Source organism: Pseudomonas sp. NCIMB 10586 (assembly GCF_023127895.1).
GTDB classification, from domain to species: domain Bacteria; phylum Pseudomonadota; class Gammaproteobacteria; order Pseudomonadales; family Pseudomonadaceae; genus Aquipseudomonas; species Aquipseudomonas synxantha_A.
The window spans coordinates 65162-77556 of record NZ_SPKQ01000042.1 but is presented as its reverse complement, the minus strand read 5'-3'; the positions used below and the strand labels follow the sequence as shown (position 1 = coordinate 77556).

Annotated in this window: 11 protein-coding genes; 6 read left to right on the top strand and 5 right to left on the bottom strand. The window is 59.6% G+C overall.

What is annotated here, in order from left to right:
- Positions 1 to 264: 264 nt before the first annotated feature.
- Together fabV and E4P01_RS15600 are read left to right on the top strand one after the other, a co-directional pair.
- Complete coding sequence (gene fabV, locus E4P01_RS15605; RefSeq protein WP_216090921.1) at positions 265 to 1458, top strand: enoyl-ACP reductase FabV; 1194 nt, start codon at positions 265 to 267, stop codon at positions 1456 to 1458.
- A 214-nt stretch (positions 1459 to 1672) separates the two neighbouring features.
- Positions 1673 to 2314: an HAD family phosphatase gene (locus tag E4P01_RS15600; protein WP_216090922.1), complete on the top strand. Its 642-nt coding sequence runs from the start codon at positions 1673 to 1675 to the stop codon at positions 2312 to 2314.
- Here the strand turns inward: E4P01_RS15600 and E4P01_RS15595 are convergent.
- Positions 2292 to 3197 (bottom strand): LysR family transcriptional regulator, encoded by a 906-nt coding sequence (locus E4P01_RS15595; protein WP_078820652.1) that lies wholly within the window; start codon positions 3195 to 3197, stop codon positions 2292 to 2294. The genes E4P01_RS15600 and E4P01_RS15595 overlap by 23 nt on opposite strands.
- Positions 3198 to 3299: 102 nt before the next feature.
- Between E4P01_RS15595 and E4P01_RS15590 the strand changes: the two genes are divergently transcribed.
- A complete protein-coding gene (locus E4P01_RS15590; protein WP_078820653.1) occupies positions 3300 to 4469 on the top strand; it encodes an aspartate aminotransferase family protein in 1170 nt (389 codons plus the stop codon).
- 123 nt (positions 4470 to 4592) lie between these two features.
- On the opposite strand, the gene punR is transcribed toward E4P01_RS15590, so the two are convergent.
- Positions 4593 to 5507, bottom strand: coding sequence for a DNA-binding transcriptional activator PunR (punR, locus tag E4P01_RS15585; RefSeq protein ID WP_032877190.1), 915 nt, complete (start codon positions 5505 to 5507; stop codon positions 4593 to 4595).
- 122 nt (positions 5508 to 5629) lie between these two features.
- Between punR and punC the strand changes: the two genes are divergently transcribed.
- Positions 5630 to 6814, top strand: coding sequence for a purine nucleoside transporter PunC (gene punC, locus E4P01_RS15580; RefSeq protein ID WP_005786270.1), 1185 nt, complete (start codon positions 5630 to 5632; stop codon positions 6812 to 6814).
- 127 nt (positions 6815 to 6941) lie between these two features.
- On the opposite strand, the gene E4P01_RS15575 is transcribed toward punC, so the two are convergent.
- Entirely contained in the window at positions 6942 to 7775 is an 834-nt protein-coding gene (locus tag E4P01_RS15575) for a nucleoside-binding protein (RefSeq protein ID WP_078820654.1), read from the bottom strand.
- A gap of 157 nt (positions 7776 to 7932) precedes the next feature.
- Here E4P01_RS15575 and E4P01_RS15570 point away from each other — a divergent pair, with 157 nt between their 5' ends.
- Positions 7933 to 9435: a nucleobase:cation symporter-2 family protein gene (locus E4P01_RS15570; protein ID WP_248130093.1), complete on the top strand. Its 1503-nt coding sequence runs from the start codon at positions 7933 to 7935 to the stop codon at positions 9433 to 9435.
- Positions 9436 to 9535: 100 nt separating this feature from the next.
- Here E4P01_RS15570 and E4P01_RS15565 read toward each other — a convergent pair whose 3' ends face one another.
- On the bottom strand, positions 9536 to 10468 hold the full coding sequence (locus E4P01_RS15565) for a proline iminopeptidase-family hydrolase (protein ID WP_103733561.1): 933 nt from the start codon (positions 10466 to 10468) through the stop codon (positions 9536 to 9538).
- A 90-nt stretch (positions 10469 to 10558) separates the two neighbouring features.
- A complete protein-coding gene (locus tag E4P01_RS15560; protein ID WP_005786276.1) occupies positions 10559 to 11323 on the bottom strand; it encodes a LuxR family transcriptional regulator in 765 nt (254 codons plus the stop codon).
- A gap of 183 nt (positions 11324 to 11506) precedes the next feature.
- On the opposite strand from E4P01_RS15560, the gene E4P01_RS15555 reads away from it, so the two are divergent.
- Positions 11507 to 12394: a proline iminopeptidase-family hydrolase gene (locus tag E4P01_RS15555; protein WP_032877186.1), complete on the top strand. Its 888-nt coding sequence runs from the start codon at positions 11507 to 11509 to the stop codon at positions 12392 to 12394.
- The last annotated feature ends 1 nt before the right edge of the window (position 12395 follow it).

Sequence of the window (12395 nt, the reverse complement as noted above, 5' to 3'; positions counted from 1 at the left end):
CAAGGCCGAAACATATTGAAACAATGTCGTCATCATAGGGGGTTCTGGCGCCGGCAGGCGTTTTTAAATAGGGTGAAATTGTGAAGCCGCTGCACAATTTGTAACCGTTGCCGTGCAGGCTTCGACGTTTTGTGGATTGAATTTTGAGAACAGAAGATTTGCGACTATCGTGACGCTTCGGTTTTTTGGACGTCATAGACCGGTACGATTGAAGTTGAATGGCCACCATTGGCCTTCGGCACCTTGGAAGAGGCAGAAATTTTTATGATCATCAAACCGCGGGTTCGTGGCTTTATCTGTGTGACCGCCCACCCTGTTGGCTGTGAAGCGAACGTCAAAGAGCAGATCGACTACGTAACCAAGAATGGCGTCATCGAAGGCGGCCCCAAGAAGGTGCTGGTCCTCGGCGCCTCCACCGGTTACGGCCTGGCCGCGCGCATCAGTGCCGCGTTTGGCTGCGGCGCCGACACCCTGGGCGTGTTTTTTGAGAAAGAAGGCGAAGAAGGCAAGCTGAGCTCCGCCGGCTGGTACAACAGCGCGGCATTCGAGAAGTTTGCCGTGGAAAAAGGCCTGTACGCCAAGAGCATCAACGGCGACGCGTTTTCCGACGAGATCAAGCGCCTGACCATCGACACCATCAAGAAAGACCTGGGCAAGATCGACCTGGTGGTCTACAGCCTGGCCGCGCCACGCCGTACCGACCCGCAAGGCGTGGTGCACAACTCCACCCTCAAGCCAATCGGCAAGGCCGTGACCCTGCGCGGTATCAACACCGACAAGGGCGTAGTGGTAGACACCACTCTTGAGCCTGCAACCCAGGAAGAAATCGACGGCACCGTGAAGGTCATGGGCGGCGAAGACTGGCAGCTGTGGATCGATGCCCTGCGTGACGCCGATGTGTTGGCCGAAGGCGCCAAGACCACCGCCTTCACCTACCTCGGTGAGAAGCTGACCCAGGACATCTACTGGAACGGCTCCATCGGCGAAGCCAAGAAAGACCTGGATAAGAAAGTCCTGACCCTGCGCGAAAACCTCGCCGCGCTCAAGGGCGACGCCCGCGTGTCTGTACTCAAGGCCGTGGTGACCCAGGCCAGCTCGGCGATCCCGATCATGCCGCTGTACCTGTCGTTGCTGTTCAAGGTGATGAAAGAGCAGGGCACCCACGAAGGCTGCATCGAGCAAGTCTACGGCCTGTTCAAGGACAGCCTGTACGGTAAAGAACCTAAGCTCGACGCCGATGGCCGCCTGCGCGCCGACCTGGCTGAGCTGGAACCGAAGGTCCAGGACGCCGTGGCCGCGCTGTGGAACCAGGTCACCGATGACAACGTCAACGAAATCAGCGATTTTGCCGGCTATAAGGCGGAGTTCCTGCGCTTGTTCGGCTTTGAAGTTGAGGGCGTGGATTACGACGCGGACGTGAACCCGACCGTCAAGATCAACGGCCTGATCCAAGCTTAAGGTCTGATCCAGACCAAAATGTGGGAGGGGGCTTGCTCCCGATAGCAGGGTGTCAGCCACTGAAGATAGTGACTGATGCACCGCCATCGGGAGCAAGCCCCCTCCCACATTTGATCCGAGTCTTTTCAGACACTTCTTACGCCCCGACGCGCGCCTCTCTCTTCCAGATCTGCCAGACTCCAGCTGCTATCAAGCCACGCCAACGGAGGATCTGATGACGATTCGTGCAGTAGTTTTTGATTTCGGCGGTGTCCTGTTCGACTGGAGCCCGCAGCACCTGTACCGCAAGCTGATCTCCGATGAGGCAGAGCGGCAGTGGTTCCTCGATAACATCTGCACCCAGGCCTGGAACACCGAGCAAGATGCCGGTCGTACCCTGGCCGAAGCCACCCGCACCCTGATTGACCTGCATCCCGATCACGAACCCTTGATTCAGGCTTACTACGAGCGCTGGCACGAGATGCTGCGCGGTGAGTTAGCCGACGGCGTGGCGATTCTCAAGGCGTTGCACAAGGCCGATATGCCGTTGTTCGGGCTTACTAACTGGTCGGCGGAGACCTTCCCCTACGCCCGGGCCCACTATCCGTTCCTGCAACTCTTTCGAAACATCGTCGTGTCCGGCGAATTGAAATTGATCAAGCCTGACCCGGCGATCTACCACGCCAGCCTTGATCAGGTCCGCGCTCACCTGCCGGACGTAAAACCGAGTGAAGTGGTGTTTATTGACGATGTCGTCGGCAACACCGAGGCTGCTATCGCCTTGGGTTGGCAGGGCATTCATCATGTATCTGCCGAGCGCACCGCCGCGCGTCTGCGGGCGTTGGGCGTGGCCTTTAATGTGCCCACTTTTCCATGACGAAATCGACGAATGCCCGCAGCTTGGGCAGGCGGTAACGGTCATGGCGATACAGCAGATGCATCGGGCGGCTGGGCAATTTATACGTGGTTAACAGGGCCACCAGCTTGCCGCTCTCCAGGTCCGGTTGCACCAAGGCGTCGGCCAGCATCGTGATGCCCATGCCGTTGACGGCCGCCTGGCGCAAGCCTTGCGAGCTGTTGATGGTCAATGACCCCGCCACCGGAACCTCCACCCCGCTGCCATCCTCGCTCATGCGCCACAGTTTGTCGGTGTCACGCCAGTTGTCGTTCGCAGGGTAGGCAAATGCCAGGCAGTCATGTTGTTGCAGGTCCTGCGGGGTCTGCGGCGTGCCGCGTCGCGCCAGGTAGGCAGGCGATGCGCAGAGGGTGAGCGTATAGGGCTGCATAGGCCGGGCGATCAGGCTGGAGGTCCCCAGTTCACCGAGACGGATCGCTACGTCGAAGCCACTGTCGACCAGGTCCATGCGTTCATTGCCCAGCACCACGTACAGGTCGATAAGTGGATAACGCTGGGAAAACTCGCTCAAGGCCGGCACCAGGCGTTCGGTGCCGAACACGGGAGGCGCTGTGATGCGCAGGCTGCCTTTAGGAGCTTCGCTGTGGATCTGCTCGGCCAGCAGTTCGGAGTCCGCCACCAGCCCCAGCACTTCCAGGCAGCGCTGGTAATATTGCCCGCCAAATTCGGTCAGGTTCTGTTTACGCGTGGTGCGTTTGAGCAAGCTCACGCCCAACCGTTGCTCCAGCGCCCGCAGATGGTTGCCCACCATGGTGGTCGACATCCCGCATTCTTGCGCGGCGGCAGTCATGCTGCCGGTTTCAACCACTTTCACGTACACCGACATTGCCTGGAACAGATCCATTATCAAGCCCTGATTTAAAGTCATTGCAGATATTCGCAGTTTATCCAGCGCAGGTGGTTAACGATACTTCCATCACCGCAACGATGCACTGGAGCCGCTACCATGACCGCCGCCTGCCTGATGAGCACCTACCAACCCTTGGCCCTGAGCTTCACCCGTGGCCTGGGCACGCGCCTCTGGGACCAGCAGGGCCGCGAATACCTGGACGCTGTCGCCGGCGTGGCGGTGACCAATATCGGCCATTCCCACCCCAGGCTGGTGGCAGCTATCAGCGAACAAGCCGGTTTGCTGCTGCACACGTCCAACCTCTACAGCATCGACTGGCAACAACGGCTGGCCCGACGCCTGGCGCAGCTGTCCGGGCTCGATCGCGCGTTCTTCAACAACTCCGGCGCTGAGGCCAACGAGACAGCGCTGAAACTGGCGCGCTTGCATGGCTGGAAAAAAGGCATTGAACAACCGTTGGTGGTGGTGATGGAGAACGCCTTTCACGGCCGCACGCTGGGCACCATGGCCGCCAGTGACGGGCCGTCGGTGCGCCTGGGCTTTCAGCGCCTGCCGGGGGATTTCATCAAGGTAGGCTTTGGCGATATGCAGGCTTTGGAGGTGATCACTGCGCAGTTCGGCACGCGCATCGCAGCTGTGCTGCTTGAGCCGATCCAGGGTGAAAGTGGTGTGGTGGTGGCGCCAGTGGGTTATCTCAAAGCCTTGCGCGATCACTGCACGCGCCACGGCTGGCTGATGATGCTCGACGAAATCCAGACCGGCATCGGGCGCACCGGCGCCTGGTTTGCCTTCCAGCACGAAGGCATCGTGCCAGACGTGATGACGCTGGCCAAAGGCCTGGGCAATGGCGTGCCCATCGGCGCCTGCCTGGCCCGCGCCGCCGTCGCCGAGCTGTTCACCCCAGGCAGTCATGGCAGCACCTTTGGTGGCAACCCGCTGGCGTGCCGTGTCGGTTGCACCGTGCTGGATATCATTCATGAGCAAGGCTTGTTGCAAAACGCCGCACACCAGGGCGAACACTTGCTGGCGCGCTTGCGCATGGAGCTGGATGGGCACCCGCACGTCCGGGCAATTCGTGGCAAAGGCTTGATGATCGGGATTGAGCTGGCCAGCCCTTATCGCGACCTGGCCCAACGTGCCGCCCAGGAGCACGGGCTGCTGATCAACGTCACACGGGGCAAGATCATTCGCCTGTTGCCGCCGCTGACGTTGGATGCCAAGGAAGCCGAGATGATCGTACGGACCATCACCCGATTGCTGGATTGAAAACGCAATCAAAGTGTGGGAGGGGGGGCTTACTCCCGATAGCAGTGTGTCAGCCACTGGAGATATTGACTGATACACCGCTATCGGGAGCAAGCCCCCTCCCACAGTGGTTCTGTGTGGGGTTCAGAGGGAGGGGCCATTCAGCCATTCCTGGTTCATGGTTTCGGTATCTCCCAGGTATTCCAGCAACCACGCCATGGCCGGCGAAAGCTTGCTCTGCGCCCACGCCACGCATGATGGGCTGGCTGGAAAGGGCCGGCTCAATTGCAGCGCCACCAACTCGCCGCGCTCGATCCATGGCAATACCTGATGGGCCGGCGCCATCCCTACACACAGCCCATCGCGTAGGCAATCCAGGGCCGAAGCCCAGTTGGGCACCACCAGGCGGCGCTGGTTATCCAGGGTCCAGGTGTCACGCTTGGGCAGATTGCGCGAGGTGTCAGTCATGCACAGTGAGGCGAAAGGGCGCAATTGGTCATCACTGAGCAAGCCTTCCACCGCCGCCAAGGGGTGCCGGGCACTGACCACACACAGCCAGTTCAACAGGCCCATGTCACGGAAGCTGAAGTGACTGGCCACCGGCACTGCGCTGGTGGCGCCGATCACGATGTCGGTGCGCTCATCGGCCAGCGCATCCCATACGCCGTTGTACACCTCGTATTCGAGCAGCAGTTCCACCTCGGGAAACTGCCGATAGAAGTCCAGCACCAGTTGGCGGCAGCGTTGGGGTTTGACGATGGAGTCCACCGCCACCTTCAACTGGCCGCTCCAGCCATTGGCCACCTGCTGGCACAAGCGTCGGGTGCCGAGCATTTTCTTCATCACGCTGCGGGCTTCGTCGATAAACAGGCGGCCTGCGGGGGTCAGTTCCACGTCGCGATGCCGGCGCACAAACAAGGGCACGGCCAGCCATTCTTCAAGTTGGCGTACGGTGTAACTGATGGCCGACGGTACGCGGTGCAGTTCCTGGGCGGCGGCGCTGAAGCTGCCGTGACGGGCGACGGCGTCGACCACATCCAGAGAATATTCCGACCACATGTGGGCTGCCTTCAAAATTATTGATGAGAGTGTCCAATTATTATCGCTTCACACAGATTTTGTCAGCTTCATAATGGGCGCCAGTCAGCAAATAGTTTGATGGCAGTTTTTACAAGGCTTCGATGAAAAATTCTTTTGGTTTTACCTGGTATCTGGCGGGGCTGAGTATGCTCGGCTATCTCGCCATGGACATGTACTTGCCGGCGTTTGGCGCCATGGGCGAGCAGTTGAATATTGGTGCTGGCGCGGTTGGCGCCAGCTTGAGCATTTTTCTCGCCGGCTTTGCGGTGGGGCAGTTGGTGTGGGGGCCGCTCTCGGACCGCCTGGGGCGCAAGCCCATTCTGCTCGCGGGCTTGAGTCTGTTTGTGCTCGGTTGCCTGGGCATGTTCTGGGTCGAGACCACCCCGCAACTGCTGGCGCTGCGCTTTATACAGGCGATTGGTGTGTGTGCCGCGGCCGTGAGCTGGCAGGCATTGGTGATCGATCGCTACCCGGCCGACAAGGCCCATCGCGTCTTCGCCAGCATCATGCCGTTGATGTCGCTGTCGCCGGCCCTTGCACCGTTGTTGGGTGCCATGGTGTTGAATCACTTTGGTTGGCAGGCGATCTTCGGCGTGTTGCTGGTGGTGTCACTATTGCTGCTGTTGCCGACCTTGTTCCTGCGTAGCCTGCCCAAGCGTGTGGAGCACAAGGGCGGACCCACGCGTCTGGGGTATGGACAGTTGCTCACCTCGCGGGTGTTTACCGGCAACGTGATGATTTTCGCCGCCTGTTCGGCCAGCTTCTTCGCATGGCTCACGGCCTCGCCGTTCATCCTCGGCGGCATGGGTTACAGCCCGAATGACATCGGCCTGAGCTACGTACTGCCGACCCTGGCGTTTCTCGTTGGCGGCTACAGTTGCCGCAGCGCCTTGCAGCACCTGGCGGGCAAAACCCTGTTGCCGTGGTTGCTGGGCGCCTATTGCCTGAGTATGGTGGCGTTGTACCTGGTGGCCACCTTGAGCGTGCCGACCCTGACCACCTTGCTGATTCCGTTCTGCCTGATGGCGCTGTGCAACGGCGCCAGCTACCCGATCGTGGTGGCGAATGCGCTGATGCCATTTGCCGAAAACTCCGGCAAGGCCGCGGCCCTGCAAAACACCCTGCAACTGGGCCTGTGCTTCCTGGCCAGCTTGTTGGTGTCGTCGATGATCGAGCAACCGCTGATGATCACGGTGATTGTGATGTTGGCGACGGCGCCGTTGGCGGTGTTGGGGTATTGGCTGGCGCGGCCGAAGCGCAATACTTCCGAACTGGCCAGCGCCTGAGCTGGCAATACGATCAAAATGTGGGAGGGGGCTTGCTCCCGATAGCGGTGTATCAGCCAGCACATTTGCCACTGACATACCTCCATCGGGAGCAAGCCCCCTCCCACATTTTTTTGCGTTTCTTCAGTTAGAACGTGACTTCCATGTTCAGCGTCGGCGTTGAGGTGCGGCTGCCACGGCCACCATCCACGCCGAACTTGTTATGCCAGTACTCATAGCCCACTCCTAAATACAGGTTCGGCTTGACGCTTTTACCCGGCCGTACCGCCACCATCAGCGCCGTGCGCATGAGCGCTTCCGGTGCCGTATCGCGGCCATGATAGTCCTCGCCTTTCTCCCCGACGTAATTGATAAACCCCTGGAATTTCGCCGCGTGGTTGCCGACCTCGAACGGGCGCATCCACGTCAGGTTAAGCATGTAGGTGTCGTCGAAGGTGTGGTTCGACTCTTGCGCGCCGGGAATGCCGGTGTGGTTCTTTTCCTTGTAGTACATCAGGCTCAGGTCCAGCACGCCGACGGTGTTGAACTTCAAGGTCGGGCCGATCACCAGCGCGCGCTTTTTGGCTGAGGCGAAGTTGTTGTTGCGGTTGGCGTCGAAACCCAGGGTCAGGGCGTAATCCTTGATCAACCCGGTGCCCGGCGGCAGATCGAACACGCGCGAGGCATACAGCTGGTGCCGGTACACGGCATACACCTCGCTGCCGCCATGGTCGGTACCCTTGCGTGGGTCACGGCTATCGGACAGAAACACATCGAGGTTGAGGAAGTTGCTGCCATAGCGGTAGCCGCTGGCGTGGGTGAAGCTGTAGATACGCTTGCTGAAATCGTCGGGGTTGTTCGGATTGGTGAAGTGCTGGCCGTAGCGAAATCCTACGCTGTTGTTCATCCATTCCACCGCGACAGCCTCACCACCGCCCAGAAGGGTCAATGCAACGGTTGCGCCCTGTAGTGCCTTTTTCATTATTTTTGTCCTTTGGCGTTCTGGCTCATGACGGCCGGATTATTTTTGTAACGCCGCGGGAGGGTATCTTGTTCGATTGATTGTATACAACTCTATGGACATACAGTCTGAATATTGCATACAGTGAGCGCACAACAAAAACAGAGAACCCCTCACCATGACTATCCCGAAGGCGTCACCGCAGCGGCCCGAAGATGAAAATCTGGGCGTTGCCGCCAACATGGCTTACGGCCTGCAGCATGTACTCACCATGTACGGCGGCATCGTCGCCGTGCCGTTGATTGTCGGCCAGGCCGCCGGGTTGTCGCCGGCGGATATTGGTCTGTTGATTGCCGCGTCGTTATTTGCCGGTGGCTTGGCCACGTTGCTGCAAACCCTTGGCCTGCCGTTCTTCGGCTGTCAGTTGCCACTGGTGCAGGGCGTGTCGTTCGCGGGTGTGGCGACCATGGTGGCGATTGTCGGCAGCGACGGTGCGGGAGGTATTCCGGCAATTCTCGGTGCGGTGATGGCCGCGTCGTTGATCGGCCTGTTGATCACCCCGGTGTTTTCACGCATTACCAAATTTTTTCCGCCACTGGTGACCGGCATCGTGATCACCACTATCGGTCTGACGCTGATGCCAGTGGCTGCGCGCTGGGCCATGGGCGGCAACAGCCGTGTGGCGGATTTCGGCAGCATGTCGAATGTCGGCCTCGCGGCCCTGACTCTGGTGCTGGTGCTGCTATTGAGCAAAATCGGTAGCGCCACGATCTCGCGTTTGTCGATCCTGCTGGCAATGGTGATCGGCACAGTAATCGCCGTACTGCTTGGCATGGCTGACTTCTCCAGCGTCACGCAAGGGCCGATGTTTGGCTTTCCTACACCTTTCCACTTTGGTATGCCGACCTTTCATGTGGCCGCGATCATTTCCATGTGCATCGTGGTGATGGTGACGCTGGTGGAAACTTCGGCGGACATCCTCGCAGTGGGCGAGATCATCGACACCAAGGTTGACTCCAAGCGCCTGGGCAATGGCCTGCGCGCCGACATGCTGTCGAGTATGTTCGCGCCGATCTTTGGTTCGTTCACCCAAAGCGCGTTCGCCCAGAATGTCGGCCTTGTGGCGGTGACCGGGGTGAAGAGCCGTTTTGTGGTGGCCACCGGCGGGGTGTTCCTAGTGGTGCTGGGCCTGTTGCCCTTTATGGGGCGGGTGATCGCGGCGGTGCCCACCTCGGTGCTGGGTGGCGCGGGGATCGTGTTGTTCGGCACGGTCGCGGCCAGTGGCATTCGTACGCTGTCCAAGGTGGATTACCGCAACAACATGAACCTGATCATCGTTGCCACGTCCATCGGCTTTGGCATGATCCCCATCGCCGCGCCGAGCTTTTACGATCAGTTCCCGAGCTGGTTTGCGACCATCTTCCACTCGGGCATCAGTTCGTCGGCAATCATGGCGATCTTGCTGAACCTGGCGTTCAACCACTTCACCGCGGGTAACTCGGACCAGCAGTCAGTGTTTGTGGCGGGGACTGAGCGCAGCCTGTGCTTTCGCGACGTGGCCGCGCTGCGTGATGGGGATTATTACCGGGGCGGGAAGTTGTTTGATGCAGAGGGTAAGGAGATTCCTCTGGTAGCGGATACCTCGAAGAAAGCCGCAAAACCCGAAACCACTGAGGTCTAAAAACGTGGGAGGGGGCTTGCTCCCGATAGCAGTGTGTCAGCCACTGAAGATATTGACTGATACACCGTCATCGGGAGCAAGCCCCCTCCCATATTGGAATCTAGCCAGCCTTGCGGGCTTTGTGCGGCATTGAACACACCTCATCCAAAAACTTCACCACGGTCCCCATGCACGCCTGGCGTTCTTCCACATGGGGCATGTGGCTGGAGTCTTCAAACAGTGCCCAGCGCACGTCTGCTATCTCATCCAGAAACGGCTTGACCACCAGCGGTGTGGCTTCGTCATGCCTACCGGAAATCACCAGGGTCGGCACCTTGATCGCGTCCAGGCGGCCAATCACGTTCCAGTCCTTCAAGCTGCCGATCACGTGGAATTCAGTCGGGCCGCTCATGGCGTGGTACACCGTCGGGTCTGCGTCGACCTGGGCGAAGGTACGCGCCACTTCCTCGGGCCATGGGTTGACCCGGCACACGTGCTGGTCATAGAAAATCCGCGAGGCCGCCAGGTATTCCGGGTCTTGATAAGTGCCGGCCTGTTCATGTTTGAGCAGGGTTTCGTGCACGCCTTCGGGCAGCAGTTTACGCAGGCGATTGGCTTCGCTGACCCAGGTGCGCATACAGGTCGGTGAGTTGGCGGGGATAAACGCGCGCAGGCCCTTGGGCTGCAAGATCGCGTGTTCGCTGCCCAGCATACCGCCCCAGGATTGACCGAGGATCGCGTAGTTCTCGCTGATCTGCAGGTGGTCCAGCAGGTTGTTCAACTCGTCGAGGAACAGGCCGATGGTCCAGAACGAAGGATCTTTGTGGGGCAGGTGCGTGGAGCGACCGTTGCCCAGTTGGTCATAGTGGATCACCGCGTGGCCGCTGGCGGCGACATCCTTGAAGGCATCGACGTAATCGTGGGTGCAGCCCGGGCCGCCATGGATGATCACCAGCGGCGTGCGGCCCGTGCCCAGGTCACCGGTGACGCGATACCAGGTCTGGTAGGCGCCAAAGGGTGCGAAGCCTTCGCGAACTTTTTCGATGAATTCCATTTCGTACCCTCTGAAAAAAATGATCAGGGTTACGATAATCTGAACAAAAAGTTTAGGTAACTAGCAAAACAGCTAGGTTTTTGCGAAAACTCAACCTTCCAGCAAGCGGTAATGGGTGGCCCGCACCACCGCTTGGACGCGGTTCTTAGCCCCCAGTTTGTGCATGGCCGAGGCCAGGTGCAGGGTGACGACTGCCAGGGAGCGGCTCAGTTTGGTGGCGATTTCGGCGGCGGTCAGCCCATCGGCGGCCCATTTCAGGCATTCGCGTTCGCGCTTGGTCAGGTGGATGTGCGGGTAGGCGCGCAGTTCCTTGCTGAACAACGGGTAAGCCGCTTCCTGCAGGGCATGGGTGATCAGGCTGAAGTCGGCCAATGTGTGCTGTGCGTCCTTCAACACCGTGCGCGCCTTGCCGGTGCGCAGGCCGGTCAGCGATGCGAAGCCACCACGGGGCAAGTGAATGGGCACGCTGACGCCGCAGGTCAGCTCACGTTCGTGCAGGTACGAGGAAACGGGGGCGTGGCACGGGTCGATGATTTTTTGCAGGGCAGTCTCGGTTTTCGCTTCATAGGACCAGACAAACGGCGATACCGTGCTCAACGCCAGGTGCTGCACCGGGTCGATCTGGTAAAACCCTTCGCTGCACCATAAGGCGTGCCAGTCGGGCGGTGTGTTGCGCAGTTGCAACACCGAGGGGGTAATCAGCGTGCCATTGAGGTCGATGGGCACCGGCGTGTAGTCGTACACCAGCGCATCGAAGCCCAGTTGTTGGGCAAGAATAAACGTATTGTCCATCTGTTCATCCAGGCTCCTGCCCGGCATGAGGCGATTATTGAAGGCGGTCAGCTTGGCCAGCATCCGTTCTGCTCCCGAATTCATTTGAATCTCGACTTGCTGCAAGTAGAATGCCACGCCCCGGCGAAGGACAGCCAGGCCAAACCTATAGGAAATACTAGGTTATGGACGCACGGTATCCTCGGTAGTGTTGACCTGATAAACGGCCGCTACCCGCCAGGCCGATACAACACAAGGAATGTATGCATGTGGCGTGAAATTGCCCCCGACCAGCAGTACAACGTACAAGTCGACGGCCATAACCTCGTGGTCTACAGCTTTGGCGAAGGCGATGAAGTGCTGCTGTGTCTCAACGGCGGCCCAGGCCTGCCGTGTGACTATCTGCGTGACGCTCATGGCTGGCTCAAAGCGCATAACCTGCGAGTGGTTGCATTCGACCAGCTTGGCACGGGCGCATCAGCCAGACCGACCGATGTTGCGCTGTGGGAAATCCGCCGTTATGTCGAAGAAGTCGAGACCGTGCGCCAAGCCCTGGGCCTGGGCCGCGTGCATTTGCTCGGGCATTCCTGGGGCGGTTGGCTCGGTATCGAATACGCCATCCATTATCCCGATGCGCTGAAAAGCCTGATCCTGGAAAATACCGTCGGCGACATTCCCCATCTGTCCCAGGAACTCGAACGCCTGCGAGGCGCCCTGGGCAGCGAAACCGTGGCCATGATGCAACGCCACGAAGCCATGGGCACCCTCGACCACCCGCAATACCAGGCCGCCATCACCTTGCTCAACTACCGCCATGTGTGCCGCCTCGACGAGTGGCCGGAGCCGCTCAAACGCTCCCTGGGCGACTGGAACATGGGGCCCTACGCAACCATGCAGGGGCCCAACGAGTTCCTCTATATCGGCAACCTCAAGGACTGGAACCGCCTCAAGGAGATGGCTGAATTCAGGATGCCGATCCTGATCACTACCGGCCAGCACGACGAACTGACCCCCGCCTGCGCCATGCGCATGAAGCTGGCCGCCACACACGCCGAACTGCACGTATTCCCCAATAGCAGCCATATGCCGTTTTATGAGGAACCTCAAGCATACTTCCCGGTGCTGCTGGACTTTCTCGCTCGCAACCGAGGCTGAC

Coding starts and splice junctions, on each gene's coding strand:
- fabV (WP_216090921.1), top strand. CDS start 265: ATGATCATCAAACCGCGGGTTCGTGGCTTTATCTGTGTGACCGCCCAC.
- E4P01_RS15600 (WP_216090922.1), top strand. CDS start 1,673: ATGACGATTCGTGCAGTAGTTTTTGATTTCGGCGGTGTCCTGTTCGAC.
- E4P01_RS15595 (WP_078820652.1), bottom strand. CDS start 3,197: ATGGATCTGTTCCAGGCAATGTCGGTGTACGTGAAAGTGGTTGAAACC.
- E4P01_RS15590 (WP_078820653.1), top strand. CDS start 3,300: ATGACCGCCGCCTGCCTGATGAGCACCTACCAACCCTTGGCCCTGAGC.
- punR (WP_032877190.1), bottom strand. CDS start 5,507: ATGTGGTCGGAATATTCTCTGGATGTGGTCGACGCCGTCGCCCGTCAC.
- punC (WP_005786270.1), top strand. CDS start 5,630: ATGAAAAATTCTTTTGGTTTTACCTGGTATCTGGCGGGGCTGAGTATG.
- E4P01_RS15575 (WP_078820654.1), bottom strand. CDS start 7,775: ATGAAAAAGGCACTACAGGGCGCAACCGTTGCATTGACCCTTCTGGGC.
- E4P01_RS15570 (WP_248130093.1), top strand. CDS start 7,933: ATGACTATCCCGAAGGCGTCACCGCAGCGGCCCGAAGATGAAAATCTG.
- E4P01_RS15565 (WP_103733561.1), bottom strand. CDS start 10,468: ATGGAATTCATCGAAAAAGTTCGCGAAGGCTTCGCACCCTTTGGCGCC.
- E4P01_RS15560 (WP_005786276.1), bottom strand. CDS start 11,323: ATGCTGGCCAAGCTGACCGCCTTCAATAATCGCCTCATGCCGGGCAGG.
- E4P01_RS15555 (WP_032877186.1), top strand. CDS start 11,507: ATGTGGCGTGAAATTGCCCCCGACCAGCAGTACAACGTACAAGTCGAC.